General features: G+C 44.7%; 12 protein-coding genes, 21 tRNA genes, 3 rRNA genes and 1 riboswitch. Of the genes, 29 read left to right on the top strand and 7 right to left on the bottom strand.

The annotated features are described in order from the left end of the window. Positions 1–6: 6 nt before the first annotated feature. Complete coding sequence (locus tag CKW02_RS14375) at positions 7–1,554, top strand: flotillin lipid rafts scaffold protein FloT (protein ID WP_003213366.1); 1,548 nt, start codon at positions 7–9, stop codon at positions 1,552–1,554. A gap of 152 nt (positions 1,555–1,706) precedes the next feature. Here CKW02_RS14375 and ftsW read toward each other — a convergent pair whose 3' ends face one another. From ftsW to CKW02_RS14360, 3 genes are read right to left on the bottom strand one after another with little or no spacing between them, the layout of a single operon-like run. Continuing rightward, complete coding sequence (gene ftsW / locus CKW02_RS14370) at positions 1,707–2,840, bottom strand: putative lipid II flippase FtsW (RefSeq protein WP_080550306.1); 1,134 nt, start codon at positions 2,838–2,840, stop codon at positions 1,707–1,709. A gap of 5 nt (positions 2,841–2,845) precedes the next feature. Beyond that, entirely contained in the window at positions 2,846–4,000 is a 1,155-nt protein-coding gene (gene rodA, locus CKW02_RS14365) for a rod shape-determining protein RodA (protein ID WP_003212840.1), read from the bottom strand. Between the two features lie 14 nt (positions 4,001–4,014). Further along, entirely contained in the window at positions 4,015–4,650 is a 636-nt protein-coding gene (locus CKW02_RS14360) for a DUF1232 domain-containing protein (protein WP_003212948.1), read from the bottom strand. Positions 4,651–4,819: 169 nt separating this feature from the next. Here CKW02_RS14360 and CKW02_RS14355 point away from each other — a divergent pair, with 169 nt between their 5' ends. Next, positions 4,820–5,374, top strand: coding sequence for a GNAT family N-acetyltransferase (locus tag CKW02_RS14355; protein WP_003212763.1), 555 nt, complete (start codon positions 4,820–4,822; stop codon positions 5,372–5,374). Positions 5,375–5,614: 240 nt separating this feature from the next. Here CKW02_RS14355 and thiT read toward each other — a convergent pair whose 3' ends face one another. Beyond that, positions 5,615–6,190 carry an energy-coupled thiamine transporter ThiT gene (gene thiT / locus CKW02_RS14345; RefSeq protein WP_003213462.1) on the bottom strand — a complete coding sequence of 192 codons (576 nt, stop codon included), beginning with the start codon at positions 6,188–6,190 and terminating at the stop codon, positions 5,615–5,617. 98 nt (positions 6,191–6,288) lie between these two features. After that, positions 6,289–6,390: riboswitch (TPP riboswitch) on the bottom strand. A 437-nt stretch (positions 6,391–6,827) separates the two neighbouring features. Between thiT and CKW02_RS14340 the strand changes: the two genes are divergently transcribed. The 24 genes from CKW02_RS14340 to CKW02_RS14225 all read left to right on the top strand — a co-directional run bounded on the left by CKW02_RS14340 (position 6,828) and on the right by CKW02_RS14225 (position 14,112). Next, positions 6,828–8,376: ribosomal RNA gene (locus tag CKW02_RS14340) — 16S ribosomal RNA — on the top strand. A gap of 182 nt (positions 8,377–8,558) precedes the next feature. Continuing rightward, positions 8,559–11,489, top strand: a 23S ribosomal RNA gene (locus CKW02_RS14335). Positions 11,490–11,550: 61 nt separating this feature from the next. Then, positions 11,551–11,666 (top strand): 5S ribosomal RNA (rrf, locus tag CKW02_RS14330). Together the 16S, 23S and 5S rRNA genes with 21 tRNA genes alongside form the textbook arrangement of a ribosomal RNA operon. Positions 11,667–12,139: 473 nt before the next feature. Then, positions 12,140–12,215 (top strand) — tRNA-Val (locus CKW02_RS14325). A gap of 33 nt (positions 12,216–12,248) precedes the next feature. Continuing rightward, positions 12,249–12,324 (top strand) — tRNA-Thr (locus CKW02_RS14320). 37 nt (positions 12,325–12,361) lie between these two features. Then, positions 12,362–12,437: transfer RNA gene (locus tag CKW02_RS14315), tRNA-Lys, on the top strand. Positions 12,438–12,445: 8 nt separating this feature from the next. Then, a tRNA-Leu gene (locus tag CKW02_RS14310) sits at positions 12,446–12,528 on the top strand. 30 nt (positions 12,529–12,558) lie between these two features. After that, positions 12,559–12,630 (top strand) — tRNA-Gly (locus CKW02_RS14305). A 12-nt stretch (positions 12,631–12,642) separates the two neighbouring features. Then, positions 12,643–12,728: transfer RNA gene (locus CKW02_RS14300), tRNA-Leu, on the top strand. A gap of 11 nt (positions 12,729–12,739) precedes the next feature. Next, positions 12,740–12,816: transfer RNA gene (locus CKW02_RS14295), tRNA-Arg, on the top strand. A gap of 7 nt (positions 12,817–12,823) precedes the next feature. After that, positions 12,824–12,900, top strand: a tRNA-Pro gene (locus CKW02_RS14290). Between the two features lie 8 nt (positions 12,901–12,908). Beyond that, a tRNA-Ala gene (locus CKW02_RS14285) sits at positions 12,909–12,981 on the top strand. A 24-nt stretch (positions 12,982–13,005) separates the two neighbouring features. Then, positions 13,006–13,079 (top strand) — tRNA-Met (locus tag CKW02_RS14280). Positions 13,080–13,083: 4 nt separating this feature from the next. Beyond that, positions 13,084–13,160 (top strand) — tRNA-Ile (locus CKW02_RS14275). 7 nt (positions 13,161–13,167) lie between these two features. Continuing rightward, a tRNA-Ser gene (locus CKW02_RS14270) sits at positions 13,168–13,260 on the top strand. Between the two features lie 23 nt (positions 13,261–13,283). Then, positions 13,284–13,360: transfer RNA gene (locus tag CKW02_RS14265), tRNA-Met, on the top strand. Between the two features lie 48 nt (positions 13,361–13,408). Beyond that, a tRNA-Asp gene (locus tag CKW02_RS14260) sits at positions 13,409–13,485 on the top strand. A gap of 18 nt (positions 13,486–13,503) precedes the next feature. Continuing rightward, positions 13,504–13,576: transfer RNA gene (locus tag CKW02_RS14255), tRNA-Phe, on the top strand. A 27-nt stretch (positions 13,577–13,603) separates the two neighbouring features. Continuing rightward, positions 13,604–13,679 (top strand) — tRNA-His (locus tag CKW02_RS14250). Positions 13,680–13,690: 11 nt separating this feature from the next. Further along, a tRNA-Gly gene (locus tag CKW02_RS14245) sits at positions 13,691–13,764 on the top strand. 17 nt (positions 13,765–13,781) lie between these two features. After that, positions 13,782–13,858: transfer RNA gene (locus tag CKW02_RS14240), tRNA-Ile, on the top strand. Between the two features lie 6 nt (positions 13,859–13,864). After that, a tRNA-Asn gene (locus tag CKW02_RS14235) sits at positions 13,865–13,939 on the top strand. 3 nt (positions 13,940–13,942) lie between these two features. Further along, a tRNA-Ser gene (locus CKW02_RS14230) sits at positions 13,943–14,033 on the top strand. Between the two features lie 7 nt (positions 14,034–14,040). Next, positions 14,041–14,112: transfer RNA gene (locus tag CKW02_RS14225), tRNA-Glu, on the top strand. 79 nt (positions 14,113–14,191) lie between these two features. Here CKW02_RS14225 and CKW02_RS14220 read toward each other — a convergent pair. From CKW02_RS14220 to CKW02_RS14210, 3 genes are all read right to left on the bottom strand, one after another. Continuing rightward, positions 14,192–14,668: a TspO/MBR family protein gene (locus tag CKW02_RS14220; RefSeq protein WP_034620862.1), complete on the bottom strand. Its 477-nt coding sequence runs from the start codon at positions 14,666–14,668 to the stop codon at positions 14,192–14,194. An 86-nt stretch (positions 14,669–14,754) separates the two neighbouring features. Continuing rightward, the gene (locus CKW02_RS14215) at positions 14,755–15,489 is read right to left on the bottom strand and encodes a TraR/DksA C4-type zinc finger protein (RefSeq protein ID WP_003217716.1); all 735 of its coding nucleotides are present in this window, start codon (positions 15,487–15,489) and stop codon (positions 14,755–14,757) included. Positions 15,490–15,606: 117 nt separating this feature from the next. Continuing rightward, on the bottom strand, positions 15,607–16,545 hold the full coding sequence (locus CKW02_RS14210) for a 1,4-dihydroxy-2-naphthoate polyprenyltransferase (RefSeq protein ID WP_003217744.1): 939 nt from the start codon (positions 16,543–16,545) through the stop codon (positions 15,607–15,609). Between the two features lie 382 nt (positions 16,546–16,927). Here CKW02_RS14210 and CKW02_RS14205 point away from each other — a divergent pair, with 382 nt between their 5' ends. The 3 genes from CKW02_RS14205 to menH are packed head-to-tail and all read left to right on the top strand — an operon-like array spanning position 16,928 to position 20,890. After that, entirely contained in the window at positions 16,928–18,346 is a 1,419-nt protein-coding gene (locus tag CKW02_RS14205; protein ID WP_003217738.1) for an isochorismate synthase, read from the top strand. After that, positions 18,339–20,081 (top strand): 2-succinyl-5-enolpyruvyl-6-hydroxy-3-cyclohexene-1-carboxylic-acid synthase, encoded by a 1,743-nt coding sequence (menD, locus tag CKW02_RS14200; protein ID WP_003217756.1) that lies wholly within the window; start codon positions 18,339–18,341, stop codon positions 20,079–20,081. Before CKW02_RS14205 ends, menD begins: the two co-directional genes overlap by 8 nt. Further along, the gene (gene menH, locus CKW02_RS14195) at positions 20,066–20,890 is read left to right on the top strand and encodes a 2-succinyl-6-hydroxy-2,4-cyclohexadiene-1-carboxylate synthase (RefSeq protein ID WP_034620863.1); all 825 of its coding nucleotides are present in this window, start codon (positions 20,066–20,068) and stop codon (positions 20,888–20,890) included. The genes menD and menH overlap by 16 nt, the downstream gene beginning before the upstream one ends.

Below are 20,890 nucleotides of genomic sequence, written 5' to 3'. Positions count from 1 at the left end.
AATGCTATGCCAGGAACAACCATTTTGATAATCATTGGAATTGTGCTTGTGATTCTGATTGCACTTATTGGTGTATTTGTTTCGAAATACCGGACTGCAGGTCCAGATGAAGCGTTAATCGTCACAGGAAGTTACCTCGGAAGTAAAAATGTCCACGTGGATGAAGGTGGAAACAAGATTAAGATTGTAAGAGGCGGAGGTACCTTTGTACTCCCTGTTTTTCAACAAGCAGAGCCGCTCAGCTTACTATCTAGCAAGCTAGATGTTTCAACACCTGAAGTCTATACTGAACAAGGTGTACCAGTCATGGCGGACGGAACAGCCATCATTAAAATCGGCGGATCGATTGAAGAAATTGCTACTGCTGCAGAGCAATTTTTAGGTAAAACAAAAGAAGACCGCGAAAACGAAGCGAGAGAAGTTTTAGAAGGACACCTTCGCTCCATTTTAGGGTCAATGACAGTTGAAGAGATTTATAAAAACAGAGAGAAATTTTCTCAAGAAGTACAGCGTGTCGCTTCTCAAGATCTAGCGAAAATGGGTCTTGTCATTGTATCGTTTACAATCAAAGATGTCCGTGATAAAAATGGCTATTTAGAATCACTAGGTAAACCTAGAATTGCCCAAGTGAAACGCGATGCAGATATTGCAACAGCAGAAGCAGATAAAGAAACACGTATCAAACGTGCAGAAGCAGATAAAGATGCGAAGAAATCTGAGCTTGAGCGTGCCACTGAAATCGCTGAAGCAGAAAAGATCAATGAGCTGAAAAGAGCAGAATTCAGACGTGAACAAGATACAGCAAAAGCAAGTGCCGACCAAGCGTACGATCTTGAAACAGCACGTAACCGTCAGCACGTAACTGAACAAGAAATGCAAGTAAAAATCATTGAACGTCAGAAGCAAATTGAATTAGAAGAAAAAGAGATCCAGCGTCGTGAGCGTCAATACGATTCTGAAGTGAAAAAGAAAGCAGATGCGGATCGTTATGCGGTTGAGCAGTCAGCTGCAGCGGAAAAAGCGAAACGCCTCGCTGAAGCAGATGCCAAGAAATACAGCATTGAAGCAATGGCAAAAGCAGAAGCTGAGAAAGTCCGAATTGACGGGCTTGCCAAAGCGGAAGCTGATCGTGCAAAAGGGGAAACAGAGGCAGAAGTCATTAGACTGAAAGGACTTGCGGAAGCCGAAGCGAAAGAGAAAATCGCTGAAGCATTCGAACAGTATGGTCAGGCAGCGATTCTTGATATGATTGTGAAAATGCTTCCTGAATATGCGAAGCAAGTATCTGCACCACTTTCTAACATTGATAAAATTACGGTTGTGGATACGGGAGGTAACGGAGAAGGCAGCGGTGCCAATAAAGTCACTGGCTATGCTACAAACCTTATGTCCAGTCTGCAAGAAAGCCTGAAAGCATCCTCTGGAATTGATGTCAAAGAAATTATTGAGAACTTTTCCGGCAAAGGTAATGTGAAGCAAAGCATTCAGGAACTAACGAATGAAATCAAACAGCCAAGAAAAAAAGAGATCGCTGATACTCAAATAGAAGAATAAAATCAATTCAGCGTGATAGAAAACCTTTGAAGTCTAGGAAGGGTCGAGCACTGGCGCGGAGCGAATTGAACATTCGTGAGCACCAGCGCGCAGACCTGACAACGAATGCGAGGGTTTGTCTACACGCTGAGACACCTTCCATCAGAAGGTGTCTATTTGGCATGTGCCCGATATGGGCTCCTTTTTACATATGAAGAAAGATTTACGAGAATACCAGCAGATATCATCATGAACACTAGGGAGGAGCCACCATAACTAATGAAAGGAAGCGGAATGCCTGTGATCGGAAGAAGACCAAAGACAGCGCCTAAATTAAAGACTGCTTGGAGCATGATTTGAAACGTAAGCCCAATCGTTAACAGTTTTCCAAAAGGGTCATGTAAAGCCTGCACAATTCGCATTGCGCGATACATGATGAATAGATATGCACCTATCACAATCAAAATCCCCATAATGCCCAGCTCTTCACTGATAATGGCCATAATAAAATCCGTATGCGCTTCGGGAAGAAAGCCTAGCTTTTGAATACTCCCGCCTAAGCCATTCCCTGTCAGCCCGCCGGAATTCATTGCGAGATACGAATGAATCAACTGATAGCCATCCCCATCTTCATACTGAAAGGGATCACGAAAAGAAGTCAGCCGCTTCAAACGGTAAGGAGCTGTCACTGCAAAAAAAGTGATACATGCTACGGCAGTCGATCCTAGCAAAATGAGATGGCGCGTTTTCAACCCAGCGCATAATAAAATGATGCCACAGCTTAATAAAATAGACACAGCTGTGCCTAAATCAGGCTGTTTTAAGATTAATAAAAAAACAAGACTTAAAAGGATGAGTGGCGGCAGTACGCCTTTTTTAAAAGATGTAATGTACGCCTGTTTATTCGCGTACACATAGGCAAAATAGATCACCATCACTAGTTTCACAGCTTCAGAAGGTTGGAGCATAAGAGAGCCCAGCTGAATCCACCGCTGTGAATTGTTTTTGACAACACCAATTCCAGGAATCAGGACTAGGATGAGACATAGCAATGACAGCATGACAAGCCATTTCATCCATTTACGATAAATCTGATAAGGGAAAAGAGCGGCAATGAAAAAAAAGAATCCCCCAATCAGGAGCCATTGCCATTGTTTGATAAAGAAATAGCTACCCTTCTCATACTTCACTTCTCCTAAAGGATAACTTGCACTGTACACCATCAGTAAACCAAATAAGCAGAGGAACACAATCGTTCCAACAAGAACGAGGTCGACTCTTTTGAGATGAGATAGAAGGAATGCCATCATCTTCAATTCCAGTTGTCTCCAAACATATAGGATGATGACCTGATATTGACACTAAACACGAGGCCAATGGCGATCATGTTCGTCAATAGCGCACTGCCTCCATAGCTTATAAAAGGAAGCGCGAGTCCTGTCACAGGCATTAAACCGATTGTCATCCCTACGTTTTGGAAAACTTGAAACACGATCAGCCCAACGACTCCTGCACATATGTACAAACCATAAAGCGTATTAGCATGCATAGCCACATGAATGATTCGGTAAATCATCATTAAGTACAAACACATCAAAAGGGAGGCGCCGATAAAACCAAACTCCTCACCAATGACGGCAAATATAAAATCCGTATGCGCTTCAGGGATATTGCCACCTTGTACTTGATGCCCCTGTGTAAAACCGCTACCTAATAATTGACCTGATCCAATGCCGAGCATCGATTGTTTCAGCTGATACCCGTATGTTGAATCAAATTCATCGGGGGAGAGCCAGCCATAAATGCGATCAAGCTGATGTGGCTTAATGATTTTTGTGAAATGCTCAAAGTGTTCGTTGTGTAAGTAGACCAAAAATGAAAGAAGTGCAATAAAAGAAGCCATTAATGCGGCCATCATCTTGCTAGAAATTCCTGACACAAGCATCAGTGTAAAGGCGATAGATAATATCACGAGCGCTGTCCCTAAATCAGGCTGAATTAAGATGAGGAAAAAAGGGACAACGGTCCAGCAAACGACTTTACTTGTAGGAATGATACTTTCTTTAAACGAAAATCGCTGATGCTTGTATTGGTTCAAGACAGCCGCTAGTAGCAGGATCACAAAAATTTTCATGAACTCTGATGGCTGAATTTTGATTGAACCGAAGCTGATCCATCTTTGGGATCCGTTTTGACTCGTTCCGAAAAAGTGCACAAGAATAATGAGAAAAATACCACCTGTAAATAACCGAAAAGATAAACGCTCAAGAAGTTCATAATCAAAGTATGCAGCAGCGGCCATAAGACCGAAACCGACGATATACCAGAAAATTTGTCTTTTGACGAAATAAAACATATCCTGCGATTCATACTGTCCTGATCCGCTATATACAGCTATTAGGCTGATGACAAATAAACAAATCACAGTGAGTAAAAGTACGAAGTCAATGCTGTACTGTTTTTTCATAGCGTCTTGTCCTGCTACCTATTTGTCAGCTGGTCTATGACGATTTTCACAGCCGCAGCATCATCAATATAGCCGATCGGAAAAATAAAATCTGGTATTAAGTCAACAGGCATAATGAAATAAAGGAGTGCGCTCCCCATCATCATTAATTCTCGAGAAGTACCTCGTCCGGTCATAAATAAGCTGTACATGTCTTTCAAATGCTGAAGGAATGGCCCGGCGCCGTTTACCGATTCCATCTTTTTCTCAAACTTTGCCGAGATCGTTTCTTTTCCCTCGTTTGTTTGGCTATAGGTCTCATATTCGTTTAGCTTTTGTTTCAATTTGGTCTGACTAAATGTACCGTCGTAGACCTCCTCATCTTTCAGTGTTTTTTCGATCTCTACGACCGTTTGTATGAACGTATCACTATGTACCTTTTCGTTTTTGATTGGAAACCCTGAAGCAGCTAATAGTTGATCTAATGATAGGTTCAGAGAATCTGAAAGCCGCTGCAGATGATTCAAAGTTGGTTTTCTTTTTCCATTCATGATTCGAGACAGTGTCGCTTTATCAATTTCTGTGTATGTGCTGAGCTCTCTTAAAGATAAAGAACGTTGTTGCAATCTTTCCTTTAAGAGAGACCCAAGCTCAGTTGTTTTAGAATCCATTTTACACCATCCTTTGTATGATGTATCAACTCTTCTATAGAAGAAGTCGTACCCAATATAAAGGTGTGTTGACAAAATGTCAACGAATATCCTTTATTGATTGAATTTTAGGAAATAGGAATTTATCATAATAAAGATAGGATGAAAACAGTGAGAAGGAGTGGCGCGGATGAAGGTGAGACATGCTGTACAAAAAGATATTCCTAAAATTGCCGAAATACATGTGAAGAGCTGGCAGACGACTTATCAAGGCATTATTAATCAGGATTATTTGGATGGTTTAAATATAGAAGATCGAGAAGAGAGCTGGAGAAGAAGGTCACTTGAAGGGACGTTTGTCGCAGAAGATGACGAGGGGGTATTTGGTTTTGCTTCTTTTGGAAAACAACGTGATGAGCGCTATCCAACATATGATGGAGAACTTTATGCGATCTATTTATTGCAAGAGAAACAGAAATCAGGAGCAGGTATCGCTTTAATTACAGAAGGAGTGAGCTATTTAATAGAGAAAGGGTATCAGAATATCATGCTGTGGGTATTTGAACAAAATTCGGCAAAGCATTTTTATCAAAAGCTTCAACCTCATTTTGTCGTTACCAGCCAGTTCGAGCTGGCTGGCGAGAAGCATGATGAAATAGGGTATGGGTGGGAGCTGCCTGTATTAAATGACCATCTACACCGAATTAAATCGTCAGCTTCCAATAATAATGAGAGAAAAAAGTGAAAAGCATAGCTAAAAGCATATAAGAGATAAGAGGAGAAGCTTCTACTTTTCCTTTTATTCCTGCTATCTTTAAAGCTTCATAGAAACCTGCCAAAAAATAAGCAAGACTGAGAATATAACAGCACAGCATAATGGAGTAAGGGTTCATTGGCGTACCTCCAACATGAAATCTTCTACTATTAATAGATTCCATAGAGCGGCAATTTATGCATAAAAAAATAACCAGCTGAAATCAGCCAGTTATTTTTTGTGAGGAAAAACCAAACGAGATGCACTTGGTATGAGTATGCAAAGAACGATACTGCAAATAATAAATGAAGGAACCATATATGTGCTGTTATAAATTAAAGAGTAAACCCAACCCGGTGTTCCTTTTGGTGCATACTGAGAAAAGAAAACAACACCAGAAATAAAGAACGTCAACAGTCTAAAGAAACTTGCAACAAATACGGATAAGGTAATATAGATGAATTGCTGCTTTCGCTTTTGGTCCTGAATGGTTTTTTTAATCAATCCAGAAAAGAGGCCGCTTAGGGAAATGACAACAGATGCGACGAAATAATCGAGAAATCCTTGAACTGGTGTAGCGATAATAGGGCCATTCATCAGTTGAAGGCCTGCAATAAGCACACCAATGATAAACCCGGTTGATATTCCCCATCTAATAGACATAAGAATGACGGGTATCATAATCAGCGCAAGAGATCCGCCGTTCGGCATTCTTAAAAAGAGACCTGATAAGTAATCTAATACTAGTGCAAGTGAAGTCATAATTGCGATTTCCATCAGTCGTACCAATTGATTTGATTGCTGCATAAAAAAATCTCCCTTTTCATGAATTGAGCAAGGAGAGACCGTGTAAGGATGAGTATGTTATTCATAGAAAAACATATCGAGTTGAATACACCACATGTATTCAATTGAATCCACATTCCTACTTCAGTATTAACTGACAGGTTCAAAGGGTCAGAACAACGAGTGTTCACTCTCAGCACAAAGCTCCCCCTGCGGTTATTTAGTTTTCTTCTATTATAAATATACTAAAGACCTTCAGGATCAACAATAGAGAATTCCTGTGACAATTAATTTTTGTATGATTATATAGGAAGAGATAAGAAAAAATAAATTATTTAGAAAAAATACTTGTTTCCTTTCTCAAAAGGTGTTATATTTGTATTCGCCGCTAAAACAGCGCGGTTATTAAATAACATAAAGAAAAAAGTTGTTGACTTTATCTTGATAGAATGTTATATTAATAAAGTCGCCTCTGAGAGACGGCGAAGATGATCTTTGAAAACTAAACAAGACAAAACGTACCTGTTAATTCGAGTTTTTATAAAAAAATCCTATGAAACATCATAGGTAGTCAGTCAAACGCTGACGAGGCAGGAAATGATCACATGCTAAGTTCGCTACATCGTGTAGCAACGCATGTGTGATATGCATCCTGCATACCTCGGAGAGTTTGATCCTGGCTCAGGACGAACGCTGGCGGCGTGCCTAATACATGCAAGTCGAGCGGACAGAAGGGAGCTTGCTCCCGGATGTTAGCGGCGGACGGGTGAGTAACACGTGGGTAACCTGCCTGTAAGACTGGGATAACTCCGGGAAACCGGAGCTAATACCGGATAGTTCCTTGAACCGCATGGTTCAAGGATGAAAGACGGTTTCGGCTGTCACTTACAGATGGACCCGCGGCGCATTAGCTAGTTGGTGGGGTAATGGCTCACCAAGGCGACGATGCGTAGCCGACCTGAGAGGGTGATCGGCCACACTGGGACTGAGACACGGCCCAGACTCCTACGGGAGGCAGCAGTAGGGAATCTTCCGCAATGGACGAAAGTCTGACGGAGCAACGCCGCGTGAGTGATGAAGGTTTTCGGATCGTAAAGCTCTGTTGTTAGGGAAGAACAAGTGCGAGAGTAACTGCTCGCACCTTGACGGTACCTAACCAGAAAGCCACGGCTAACTACGTGCCAGCAGCCGCGGTAATACGTAGGTGGCAAGCGTTGTCCGGAATTATTGGGCGTAAAGGGCTCGCAGGCGGTTTCTTAAGTCTGATGTGAAAGCCCCCGGCTCAACCGGGGAGGGTCATTGGAAACTGGGAAACTTGAGTGCAGAAGAGGAGAGTGGAATTCCACGTGTAGCGGTGAAATGCGTAGAGATGTGGAGGAACACCAGTGGCGAAGGCGACTCTCTGGTCTGTAACTGACGCTGAGGAGCGAAAGCGTGGGGAGCGAACAGGATTAGATACCCTGGTAGTCCACGCCGTAAACGATGAGTGCTAAGTGTTAGGGGGTTTCCGCCCCTTAGTGCTGCAGCTAACGCATTAAGCACTCCGCCTGGGGAGTACGGTCGCAAGACTGAAACTCAAAGGAATTGACGGGGGCCCGCACAAGCGGTGGAGCATGTGGTTTAATTCGAAGCAACGCGAAGAACCTTACCAGGTCTTGACATCCTCTGACAACCCTAGAGATAGGGCTTTCCCTTCGGGGACAGAGTGACAGGTGGTGCATGGTTGTCGTCAGCTCGTGTCGTGAGATGTTGGGTTAAGTCCCGCAACGAGCGCAACCCTTGATCTTAGTTGCCAGCATTTAGTTGGGCACTCTAAGGTGACTGCCGGTGACAAACCGGAGGAAGGTGGGGATGACGTCAAATCATCATGCCCCTTATGACCTGGGCTACACACGTGCTACAATGGACAGAACAAAGGGCTGCGAGACCGCAAGGTTTAGCCAATCCCATAAATCTGTTCTCAGTTCGGATCGCAGTCTGCAACTCGACTGCGTGAAGCTGGAATCGCTAGTAATCGCGGATCAGCATGCCGCGGTGAATACGTTCCCGGGCCTTGTACACACCGCCCGTCACACCACGAGAGTTTGCAACACCCGAAGTCGGTGAGGTAACCTTTATGGAGCCAGCCGCCGAAGGTGGGGCAGATGATTGGGGTGAAGTCGTAACAAGGTAGCCGTATCGGAAGGTGCGGCTGGATCACCTCCTTTCTAAGGATATATGGAGCAGTGTGCGTTTTCGTCTTGTTTAGTTTTGAAGGATCATTCCTTCAAGACATGTCTCTAGCGAGACAGGATTGTTCTTTGAAAACTAGATAACAATAAGTAATACATTCACATTGAATGCAATGCAAAGTTCATCACACATAGTGATTCTTTCTAAAGTAAGAAATGGTTAAGTTAGAAAGGGCGCACGGTGGATGCCTTGGCACTAGGAGCCGATGAAGGACGGGACGAACACCGATATGCTTCGGGGAGCTGTAAGCAAGCTTTGATCCGGAGATTTCCGAATGGGGAAACCCACTGCTCGTAATGGAGTAGTATCCATACTTGAATACATAGAGTATGAGAAGGCATACCCGGGGAACTGAAACATCTAAGTACCCGGAGGAAGAGAAAGCAAATGCGATTCCCTGAGTAGCGGCGAGCGAAACGGGAACAGCCCAAACCAAGAGGCTTGCCTCTTGGGGTTGTAGGACACTCTATACGGAGTTACAAAGGAACGATATAAGCGAAGAGGTCTGGAAAGGCCCGCCAAAGAAGGTAACAGCCCTGTAACTGAAATGTTGTTCTCTCCAGAGTGGATCCTGAGTACGGCGGAACACGTGAAATTCCGTCGGAATCCGGGAGGACCATCTCCCAAGGCTAAATACTCCCTAGTGACCGATAGTGAACCAGTACCGTGAGGGAAAGGTGAAAAGCACCCCGGAAGGGGAGTGAAATAGATCCTGAAACCGTGTGCCTACAAGTAGTCAGAGCCCGTTAAAGGGTGATGGCGTGCCTTTTGTAGAATGAACCGGCGAGTTACGATCCCGTGCAAGGTTAAGCAGAAGATGCGGAGCCGCAGCGAAAGCGAGTCTGAATAGGGCGCATGAGTACGTGGTCGTAGACCCGAAACCAGGTGATCTACCCATGTCCAGGGTGAAGTTCAGGTAACACTGAATGGAGGCCCGAACCCACGCACGTTGAAAAGTGCGGGGATGAGGTGTGGGTAGGGGTGAAATGCCAATCGAACCTGGAGATAGCTGGTTCTCTCCGAAATAGCTTTAGGGCTAGCCTCAAGGTAAGAGTCTCGGAGGTAGAGCACTGATTGGACTAGGGGCCCCTACCGGGTTACCGAATTCAGTCAAACTCCGAATGCCGATGACTTATCCTTGGGAGTCAGACTGCGAGTGATAAGATCCGTAGTCGAAAGGGAAACAGCCCAGACCGCCAGCTAAGGTCCCAAAGTATACGTTAAGTGGAAAAGGATGTGGAGTTGCTTAGACAACCAGGATGTTGGCTTAGAAGCAGCCACCATTTAAAGAGTGCGTAATAGCTCACTGGTCGAGTGACTCTGCGCCGAAAATGTACCGGGGCTAAACGTATCACCGAAGCTGCGGACTGTTCTTACGAACAGTGGTAGGAGAGCGTTCTAAGTGCTGTGAAGTCAGACCGGAAGGACTGGTGGAGCGCTTAGAAGTGAGAATGCCGGTATGAGTAGCGAAAGACGGGTGAGAATCCCGTCCACCGAATGCCTAAGGTTTCCTGAGGAAGGCTCGTCCGCTCAGGGTTAGTCGGGACCTAAGCCGAGGCCGAAAGGCGTAGGCGATGGACAACAGGTTGATATTCCTGTACCACCTCCTCACCATTTGAGCAATGGGGGGACGCAGGAGGATAGGGTAAGCGCGGTATTGGATATCCGCGTCCAAGCAGTTAGGCTGGGAAATAGGCAAATCCGTTTCCCGTGAAGGCTGAGCTGTGATGGCGAGCGAAATTTAGTAGCGAAGTTCCTGATTCCACACTGCCAAGAAAAGCCTCTAGCGAGGTGAGAGGTGCCCGTACCGCAAACCGACACAGGTAGGCGAGGAGAGAATCCTAAGGTGATCGAGAGAACTCTCGTTAAGGAACTCGGCAAAATGACCCCGTAACTTCGGGAGAAGGGGTGCTTCTTAGGGTGTTAAAGCCCCGAGAAGCCGCAGTGAATAGGCCCAGGCGACTGTTTAGCAAAAACACAGGTCTCTGCGAAGCCGTAAGGCGAAGTATAGGGGCTGACGCCTGCCCGGTGCTGGAAGGTTAAGAGGAGCGCTTAGCGTAAGCGAAGGTGCGAATTGAAGCCCCAGTAAACGGCGGCCGTAACTATAACGGTCCTAAGGTAGCGAAATTCCTTGTCGGGTAAGTTCCGACCCGCACGAAAGGCGCAACGATCTGGGCACTGTCTCAACGAGAGACTCGGTGAAATTATAGTACCTGTGAAGATGCAGGTTACCCGCGACAGGACGGAAAGACCCCGTGGAGCTTTACTGCAGCCTGATATTGAATGTTGGTACAGCTTGTACAGGATAGGTAGGAGCCTTGGAAACCGGAGCGCTAGCTTCGGTGGAGGCATCGGTGGGATACTACCCTGGCTGTATTGACCTTCTAACCCGCTGCCCTTATCGGGCAGGGAGACAGTGTCAGGTGGGCAGTTTGACTGGGGCGGTCGCCTCCTAAAATGTAACGGAGGCGCCCAAAGGTTCCCTCAGAATGGTTGGAAATCATTCGCAGAGTGTAAAGGCACAAGGGAGCTTGACTGCGAGACCTACAAGTCGAGCAGGGACGAAAGTCGGGCTTAGTGATCCGGTGGTTCCGCATGGAAGGGCCATCGCTCAACGGATAAAAGCTACCCCGGGGATAACAGGCTTATCTCCCCCAAGAGTCCACATCGACGGGGAGGTTTGGCACCTCGATGTCGGCTCATCGCATCCTGGGGCTGTAGTCGGTCCCAAGGGTTGGGCTGTTCGCCCATTAAAGCGGTACGCGAGCTGGGTTCAGAACGTCGTGAGACAGTTCGGTCCCTATCCGTCGCGGGCGTAGGAAATTTGAGAGGAGCTGTCCTTAGTACGAGAGGACCGGGATGGACGCACCGCTGGTGTACCAGTTGTTCTGCCAAGGGCATCGCTGGGTAGCTATGTGCGGACGGGATAAGTGCTGAAAGCATCTAAGCATGAAGCCCCCCTCAAGATGAGATTTCCCATTCCGCAAGGAAGTAAGATCCCTGAAAGATGATCAGGTTGATAGGTCTGAGGTGGAAGCGTGGTGACACGTGGAGCTGACAGATACTAATAGATCGAGGACTTAACCTATATTCTAATGTGAAGTTTGAACATTGTTATCTAGTTTTGAGAGAACATTCTCTCCATCAGGTTTGGTGGCGATAGCGAAGAGGTCACACCCGTTCCCATACCGAACACGGAAGTTAAGCTCTTCAGCGCCGATGGTAGTTGGGGGTCTCCCCCTGTGAGAGTAGGACGCCGCCAAGCTTGTATAAGGATCAGTTCCATACGGAACTGGTCTTTTTTGTGCTTCTTGAGAAAATATGCTGCTGATTGCACTTGTTTGATGAACGTTTCGACACTCTAACTCATTTACAAGCATGTGAAACACATTAAAACAAAAGAGATCGAGCGTTTCAGTTAAACCAGTAGAGAGTTAGATTAATAAATGATAGAAGAGCTCTATATCGTTATTAGTAGATAATTCCATTTCGGACATACTGTATCTAATGTGAGATGTTCATATTTATAAAGGAATTGCCCGTTTTTAAAGAGAATATAGAGTGGAGAAGTTTAAGTGATGAACGTTAGATCACGCTGTTTGAATAGAGGAAATAAAGGTCATTTGTTAAAAGAAATACGTAATGAAAATTGAAATAAAATTTTTTTAATATAGCCTTTACAAATGATGAAAACCTGTATATAATAATCTTTGTCGGATCGAGAGATTCCTACATAGTGGAGGATTAGCTCAGCTGGGAGAGCATCTGCCTTACAAGCAGAGGGTCGGCGGTTCGAGCCCGTCATCCTCCACCATATTTATTCTTACATAATGTTAGGATAGATAAAGCCGGTGTAGCTCAACTGGTAGAGCAACTGACTTGTAATCAGTAGGTTGGGGGTTCAAGTCCTCTTGCCGGCACCAGTTTCATATGGTAAGATAGACAAGTCGCTTTTAAAGCGAGCCATTAGCTCAGTTGGTAGAGCATCTGACTTTTAATCAGAGGGTCGAAGGTTCGAGTCCTTCATGGCTCACCATGTTTCATGCGGGTGTGGCGGAATTGGCAGACGCGCTAGACTTAGGATCTAGTGTCTTTATGACGTGGGGGTTCAAGTCCCTTCACCCGCATTGCCAAATAAAATAAAGAAATCCTGTAATGCGGAAGTAGTTCAGTGGTAGAACACCACCTTGCCAAGGTGGGGGTCGCGGGTTCGAATCCCGTCTTCCGCTTATACCATCCACGCCGGGGTGGTGGAATTGGCAGACACACAGGACTTAAAATCCTGCGGTAGGTGACTACCGTGCCGGTTCAAGTCCGGCCCTCGGCATTATAAAATAAGCGCCCGTAGCTCAATTGGATAGAGCGTTTGACTACGGATCAAAAGGTTAGGGGTTCGACTCCTCTCGGGCGCGCCATTAAGATCGGGAAGTAGCTCAGCTTGGTAGAGCACTTGGTTTGGGACCAAGGGGTCGCAGGTTCGAATCCTGTCTTCCCGACCATCTTTTATGGGGCCTTAGCTCAGCTGGGAGAGCGCCTGCCTTGCACGCAGGAGGTCAGCGGTTCGATCCCGCTAGGCTCCACTTTTAAAAGATTATTTTGATCATGGCGGTGTAGCTCAGCTGGCTAGAGCGTACGGTTCATACCCGTGAGGTCGGGGGTTCGATCCCCTCCGCCGCTATAAAGGACCTTTAGCTCAGTTGGTTAGAGCAGACGGCTCATAACCGTCCGGTCGTAGGTTCGAGTCCTACAAGGTCCACCATCTATACGGAGGAATACCCAAGTCCGGCTGAAGGGATCGGTCTTGAAAACCGACAGGGGTGTCAAAGCCCGCGGGGGTTCGAATCCCTCTTCCTCCGCCATATTTTTCAAAAACTTATATCATCGCGGGGTGGAGCAGTTCGGTAGCTCGTCGGGCTCATAACCCGAAGGTCGCAGGTTCAAATCCTGCCCCCGCAACCAAATTATTTTATACACCAATAGGGAGTGCTCAATGAGTGCAACCAAAATGGTCCGGTAGTTCAGTTGGTTAGAATGCCTGCCTGTCACGCAGGAGGTCGCGGGTTCGAGTCCCGTCCGGACCGCCATTTTTAAAATGAATACTTGGCTCGGTAGCTCAGTTGGTAGAGCAACGGACTGAAAATCCGTGTGTCGGCGGTTCGATTCCGTCCCGAGCCACTTTTATAAAAAAATATTGATAGTATGGCGGTTGTGGCGAAGTGGTTAACGCACCAGATTGTGGCTCTGGCACTCGTGGGTTCGATTCCCATCAATCGCCCCATACATATATTTGCGGGTGTAGTTTAGTGGTAAAACCTCAGCCTTCCAAGCTGATGTCGTGGGTTCGATTCCCATCACCCGCTCCATTTGTATATCCATTCATGGGCCTGTAGCTCAGCTGGTTAGAGCGCACGCCTGATAAGCGTGAGGTCGGTGGTTCGAGTCCACTCAGGCCCACCATGATATTCCGCAGTAGCTCAGTGGTAGAGCTATCGGCTGTTAACCGATCGGTCGTAGGTTCGAGTCCTACCTGCGGAGCCAAATGGAGAAGTACTCAAGTGGCTGAAGAGGCGCCCCTGCTAAGGGTGTAGGTCGCGCGAGCGGCGCGAGGGTTCAAATCCCTCCTTCTCCGCCATTTATCTGGCCCGTTGGTCAAGCGGTTAAGACACCGCCCTTTCACGGCGGTAACACGGGTTCGAATCCCGTACGGGTCATGTTTAGAAAGAGGTCTTGTCAAAGATCTCTTTTTTATTTTCTTCAAAAAAGAAAGACCGCCATTATAGCGGTCTTTTTTTACATGTTCATGGAATAGATCGTATAAGACAAGTATGTTGCAAAGAAGCCCCATAAGACATAAGGAATTAGTAAAATTGGAACGACTTTGCTTAGTTTACGCGAGACGATAACAAGAGCAAGTGCTGTCAGCGCTACAAGCAGGCAGTCGATCGTAGCTGCGAATAAATCTTTTTGTGTAAATTGAAAAAAACTAAAGGCTTGATTAAATACGTAATTTAAAAGAAAAAGAATCCAAAAGGGTAAAGTGATTTTTTGAAATCCATATTTTCCATAAATGATCGCTGCGGACAACGAGATGAGAGCAAATAAGACAGCCCACACAGCGCCAATTACTCCACCACTCGGTGTCCATTCCGGTTTATTTAATGCATCATACCACTCTCTGTCAATCGGAAACAAGAATCCGGCAATAGAGAATAATGCGTATGTAATAAAGAAGACAACCACTGCCCAAATGATACTTTTTCTCGCCATTAAGAATCTCCTCCAATCAAATTCACTCTTAAAGTGATTTCCCAATCATTACATGATATAAACATGAAGCCCCCATTATGAGGGGACTAATGATTTTCTTCTGTATAAGGTTCTTCTTCGTACGGCTTCAAGTCACCAAATACGGTCATGACGCCTTCTTCGTCCAATGCCTCTTCATAGGCTTCGTGGGCTTTATTTGGATATACTTTGCTTGCTTTGCCCTCAATATCAGCAGCTGCGAATCCTTCATAGTCTTCGACATAATCTTCATCTTCTGATTGTGTATACACATCATCGTATGTCAATGGAGGAAATTCCATATCGGACGGAGTATCAGAGTTTCCGTAGCGTTCTACGTCTTGATATGCATCCTCTCCATCATAGGCTGCACTTTCTTCATTTTCGAATTGCCCTGATGGCGGACTTAATAAATCCTCTTCAATCGGACGGTTTTGTGAAACGGTTTGTTCTTTTGAATGCTCTGTGCATGTGACGGCACTAGGTAAGGCCTCTAAGCGTTCCTTTGGGATAGGGGATTTACAGACCTTGCATAGCCCATAAGAGCCGTCTGTGATGGCTTGAAGTGCTTCATTAACGTCTAACAGATGTTCATGTTCCAAACTGTTTAACGCAATATCTTTCCCGCGTTCGAACAGCTCTGTCCCTTGATCACCTGGGTGATTATCATAGGCTGACAGGTCTCCGACCGAATCATAAGGAAATGATACTTTTTGTTCATCGTCATGGCTTTTGGCTTCGAGTTCGTGCTTTTCATCGAGAAGTCGCTGCTTCAAATGATGTAATTCGTCTTTAGACAACAAAGCGATCATCCTTTCATATCAAACATAATATTAGTATGAGCAATTTTGTCTGTAAGACTAGTTCCAAATTGAAGCAATTCCTCATGAAAAAACGCCTGCGGCTGCAGGCGTTCTTTGTTACGCGATATAGTATTGTAAGATCAAAGCGATTGTCAGCAGGAAACCGAAAAATGTATTGGTTTGAGCTGTAGATTTCATGGCATTCATTAATTCAATTGGTTTTTCTTTTTGCTTAAATTCTTTGATAGCTGTATATGCTTTTGGGACACTGAGTAAAACAAGAAGACTCCAAAGGCCGACAATATCTGTGAAGATATAAACAAAAATAAGTACATAAGAGATCAAAAACATGGAAAGTAAAATGTTCACAGCAGCCTTTCGCCCAGCAAGAATAGCAAGTGTTTTTCGTCCATTTTCTTTATCGCCGTCTAAATCGCGGATATTGTTCGATAGTAAGATGGCACCAACTAAAATAGAAATTGGTAATGAGACGAGAACAGCTTTAGACGTCAGTGTGCCTGTTTGAATATAGAAACTGATCAGGATGATTCCTAGTCCCATAAAAGCACCTGACACAACTTCTCCAAACGGTGTATATGCAATAGGAACAGGACCGCCTGTATAGAAATAGCCTGCTGCCATACATATGAGTCCTATCAGTGCAATCCACCAGCTAGACATCATGCAAATGTACACCCCTAGTAGTAAAGAAAGCGCAAATAGTGCATAAGCAAGGCTGAGAACGGTTTTAGGTTTCACACCATTTCTGACAATGGCGCCGCCGATGCCGACAGATTTCTCGTTGTCCAATCCGCGAACATAATCAAAGTACTCATTAAACATGTTCGTTGCGATTTGGATAAACATAGATGCAAACAGCATAGCTAAAAATAGCCCAACATGTATTTGACCACTTGGAAGTGCGAGAACAGTTCCTAAAGTAACGGGAATAAATGCTGCTGTTAATGTATGCGGTCGTAGTAAATTCCACCAAATCCGCCAGTTCTTATCAGGCTTAATCGGTGAAAGCTGATCTGATATCGATTGATGCTGCATAAAATATACTCCTTTAAATAAAAAAATACGTACACGTCCAAATTCCAGTTTAGCAAAGTTCAAAAAGGTGTCAATATATTGATGCGATGAAACCTGAAAAAGATGTTTGCTAATCGTTGCCATATCGAGAGAAAGCTTGATCTTAGAACAAGACTTTCCATTTTTCTTATAGATGCTCTCGTTTCAAGAAGCAGGAGCGAAAAAATCTAGAAAGCGTGATATAATAAGGATTCTAGGTTTAAAAAGCTGTTTTCTTTACTAAGTTCATCTGTTAAGGTTTATAATAGAAAAGCAGGTCATTCGACATACTCGAATGTTCACGTATTTTTTCATTATGGTTTTATTTTTTTATGTTATTTCATGGATTTTGGAGGAATGTATCATGGTGACAACAGTGCAAAGTACTTTCCGGCAGGAAGCGCTTGCGACATTAGAAGAAGCGAATAACGTCAACCATGCTGTTTTGATAAGCTACTCCAGAAGAGTTGACGATCTGGATCCTCTTGCCTTTTTCCAAAGCGGCGAAGCGGATTTTTTAGGCGAGCGGTTTTTTTGGTCTGATCCAGAAAGCCAAATGATATTTTCTGGACTTGGCAGAGCGGCCGTTATTAAATCATCTGAGCAAGGCAAGGAACGATTTGATACAGTCCATCAAGAATGGGAACAGCTGAAGCAGCACATGTTCCATTTTCATGATGAGAAGGAGTTAAGGCAAGCGGCTGTTGGTCCGCTTTTATTTGGAGGATTCTCATTTGATCCGTATGAAGAGAAGGCGTGTCACTGGGAAGCTTTTGGCGAGGCTCATTTTTTTGTGCCATCGATGATGCTTACTGTCTCGAAAGAAGGCACGTTTCTGACGATCAATGAATGGAAGCAGGTGGACGGGAATGTTCATCAGCTCATTCAAGAATTAGAACAAAAAGCCTCTCATTACGAAACATTACCGCTCAGACATGGTGGACAAGCTGAACTTGTTCATATGGAAGAACGAGATGTGAAGGAATGGATGAAGGCGATCCAAGAAGCGACAGACCACATTCGTGCAAACGAATATGAAAAGGTTGTTTTAGCAAGAGAAGTCTTGCTTCACTATAAAAATCAAATTGAACTCGCTCCACTGTTATCAGAATTATTAAAGCATCAAACAACGAGTTATGTATTTGCGGTTGAACAGGGGAAACAAGCATTTGTCGGAGCTACGCCGGAACGCTTAGTGAAAAAAAGCGGCGGAGAGGTCTTTTCATCTTGTTTAGCAGGTTCGATTGTTCGTGGAAAAGATGAAGCGGAAGATCGAGCATTAGGCGAGGAACTGCTGCATGATGAGAAGAATTTGATTGAACATCAAATTGTTGTCAATATGATTGAGCAAGCATTTGAGGCTAATTGCCTTCGCGTGCATAAACCAAATCAACCTAGTCTTTATAAAACAAAAAACATTCAGCATTTGTTTACACCGATTGTAGGAGAAATTAAAAGCAGCTGTTCTCTCTTTTCATTAATTGAACAGCTCCATCCGACGCCAGCATTAGGCGGATATCCGAAGGAAAAGGCGGTTGAGGTCATTCGTGAAATCGAACCGTTGAAACGTGGCTGGTACGCAGCGCCGGTAGGGTGGATTGACTCTCAGGATAATGGAGAATTTGCTGTTGCCATTCGGTCAGGTCTTATTGAGGAAGACCATGTTCGTTTGTTCGCTGGCTGCGGCATTGTAGAGGATTCCCTTGCAAAGCAGGAGTACGAGGAAACGCAAGTGAAATTAAGACCAATGCTATCTGCCCTTGGAGGTCGTCCTATTGAATAATCAAATCATGACAACATATATTGGCAGATTGATGGATGAATTTGTCCAAGGTGGCGTACAAGAGGCAGTTGTCTGTCCAGGTTCTCGTTCGACCCCGCTTGCAATGCTGGCTCTAGCCCACCAAGACATCAATGTCCATGTATTAGTGGATGAACGGTCTGCTGCTTTTTATGCGCTTGGTCTTGCAAAAGCAAGTCAAACACCAGTGCTGCTTATTTGTACGTCAGGTACAGCAGCAGCTAACTTTTACCCAGCCATTGTAGAGGCACATTATTCCCGTGTCCCACTTATTGTTTTAACTGCTGATCGGCCGCACGAATTGAGGGAAGTTGGAGCACCTCAAGCGATTGATCAGCAATTCTTATTCGGTAAGTTTGTTAAATGGTTCACAGACTTAGCATTGCCAGAAGAAAGTCAGAAGATGTTACGCTATGTTCAGACGGCTGCGGCAAGAGCAAATCATATGTCGATGCAAGAGCCGAAGGGACCTGTACAAATCAATGTCCCTCTGAGAGAACCATTGCTTCCTGATTTGTCTATTGATCCTTTCGAGCGAGAAGAAACAGACCGGAAAAAAGTATTAGCTACAGGACAGGCTTTCCCAAATGATGATGCGATATATGAAATTGTGACGGTTATGAACCGTTCCAAAAAGGGACTGATTGTGTGTGGCGAGCTTCATACGGAGGAAGAGAAAGAGGCAGTATTACGTCTTTCAAAAGCCTTGCATATGCCGATTTTAGCGGACCCGCTTTCTCATTTGCGAAATGGTCATGAGCATGCAGATCTTATTATTGATGCGTATGATTCTTTATTGAAAGATGAAGCATTGCAGCAGCACCTATTGCCGGATATGGTCATTCGTTTTGGACCGATGCCTGTGTCTAAGCCTTTATTCAAGTGGCTGGAAAAACATGCGGAAGTGAATCAGATTGTTGTTGATGCTGCCGGAGGTTTTCGAGATCCTGGGCTGAGTGCTTCATATGTCTTTGAAAGTGATGTGGCAGCTTTTGTAGATGAAGTAGTCAATAGATCGGATCAACGTGAGGATACAAGTTTTCTAAAGCGCTGGCAGGATGCAAATTCATCATTCAGAACGCATGCTTCCCATTATTCTGATGAGGATCTGTCATTTGAGGGGAATGTGTACCGTCAGCTTCAGCATCTTTTGCCGAAGGAGAGTGTCTTTTTTATCGGGAATAGTATGCCGATTCGTGATGTGGATACATTTTTTGAAGCGCAATCGAAGCCTTTTCGAATGATGGCGAATCGAGGAGCAAATGGTATTGATGGTGTTGTGTCTACAGCACTTGGCACGTATGCAGCTTTGAAACAGCCGGTCACCTTAGTGATTGGAGATTTATCATTTTACCATGATATGAATGGTCTCCTTGCAGCGAAGTTGATGGACATTCCACTGACGGTTGTGTTGTTAAACAATGATGGAGGAGGCATCTTTTCTTTCCTTCCACAGGCGTCTGAGGAACCGTATTATGAAAAACTCTTTGGTACACCGACTGGACTGAATTTTGAGTATGCTTCGAAGTTGTATGGGGGAACCTATTCGAAACCGTCAACGAAACAAGAATTACATGATGTCTACAAGGCGCATATAGAAGAGCCTGGACTTCATTTAATTGAAATTGAAACAGATCGGCATTCTCGTGTAAGCAAGCATCGTCAAATGATGGATGACATATTGGAAGAAGTGAAAAAAGAATGTCTTCTTTCATAATACGGATGCGTGATGGTGTGGCTTACGAGGTGGTGGATCAGAATCCATCAGGTGAGAATGCCACGCTATGCTTACACGGCTTCACTGGAAGCGCGGCTTCTTGGACATTCTTGAATGCTTATATGGGAAATACAAGATTGATTCAAGTTAGCCTGCTTGGACATGGCCGCACGGACTCACCAGAAAATATAAGAAGATATGCGATGTCGCATCAGCTAGCAGATCTTGCAGAGATTTTAAACCAATTAAAGCTTCACAAAGTGAATATTCTCGGATATTCTATGGGAGGACGTATTGCTTTATCATTTGCCTCTCGTTATTCAGAGCGAGTCAACAAGTTGATTCTAGAGAGTACCTCTCCAGGGCTTCGCACGTTTAAAGAGCGGATGGCAAGACTCAAACATGATCATCAGCTGGCTCAGAAAATGAGACATGAAGGTTTAGTGAAGTTTGTGGATTTTTGGGAGAGTATTCCACTGTTTGCTTCTCAGAAAACTTTATCAGCTGACACGCAGGCTCAACTACGAGAGGAAAGGCTAAAAGCCAATCCACTTGGACTGGCTCGCAGCTTAGAAGGCATAGGAACAGGTTCGCAGCCCTCTGTTTGGAAGGGGTTAAAGCATATGAATTTACCTGTTTTGTTGATGTGCGGAGCGCTTGATGAAAAGTTCTGCAAGATCGCCACACGTATGCAGCAGGAGCTTGAAGGCAGTCAATTCATATTGGCTGAGCAGGCTGGGCATACAGTTCATGTGGAACAACCACATTTTTTTGGTAAAATAGTAAGTGAGTTTATTACGCAAGATTAG

The organism is Bacillus pumilus, assembly GCF_900186955.1.
GTDB lineage: Bacteria > Bacillota > Bacilli > Bacillales > Bacillaceae > Bacillus > Bacillus pumilus.
The sequence above is the reverse complement of the archived record's forward strand: the minus strand, read 5'-3'. Positions and strand labels throughout refer to the sequence as shown.

Excerpts from the sequence above, each read along its gene's own strand:
- CKW02_RS14220 (WP_034620862.1), bottom strand. The coding sequence starts at position 14,668 with ATGGCGAGAAAAAGTATCATTTGGGCAGTGGTTGTCTTCTTTATTACA.
- CKW02_RS14205 (WP_003217738.1), top strand. The coding sequence starts at position 16,928 with ATGGTGACAACAGTGCAAAGTACTTTCCGGCAGGAAGCGCTTGCGACA.
- rodA (WP_003212840.1), bottom strand. The coding sequence starts at position 4,000 with ATGAAAAAACAGTACAGCATTGACTTCGTACTTTTACTCACTGTGATT.
- CKW02_RS14210 (WP_003217744.1), bottom strand. The coding sequence starts at position 16,545 with ATGCAGCATCAATCGATATCAGATCAGCTTTCACCGATTAAGCCTGAT.
- thiT (WP_003213462.1), bottom strand. The coding sequence starts at position 6,190 with ATGCAGCAATCAAATCAATTGGTACGACTGATGGAAATCGCAATTATG.
- CKW02_RS14355 (WP_003212763.1), top strand. The coding sequence starts at position 4,820 with ATGAAGGTGAGACATGCTGTACAAAAAGATATTCCTAAAATTGCCGAA.
- CKW02_RS14375 (WP_003213366.1), top strand. The coding sequence starts at position 7 with ATGCCAGGAACAACCATTTTGATAATCATTGGAATTGTGCTTGTGATT.
- menH (WP_034620863.1), top strand. The coding sequence starts at position 20,066 with ATGTCTTCTTTCATAATACGGATGCGTGATGGTGTGGCTTACGAGGTG.
- ftsW (WP_080550306.1), bottom strand. The coding sequence starts at position 2,840 with ATGGCATTCCTTCTATCTCATCTCAAAAGAGTCGACCTCGTTCTTGTT.
- CKW02_RS14360 (WP_003212948.1), bottom strand. The coding sequence starts at position 4,650 with ATGGATTCTAAAACAACTGAGCTTGGGTCTCTCTTAAAGGAAAGATTG.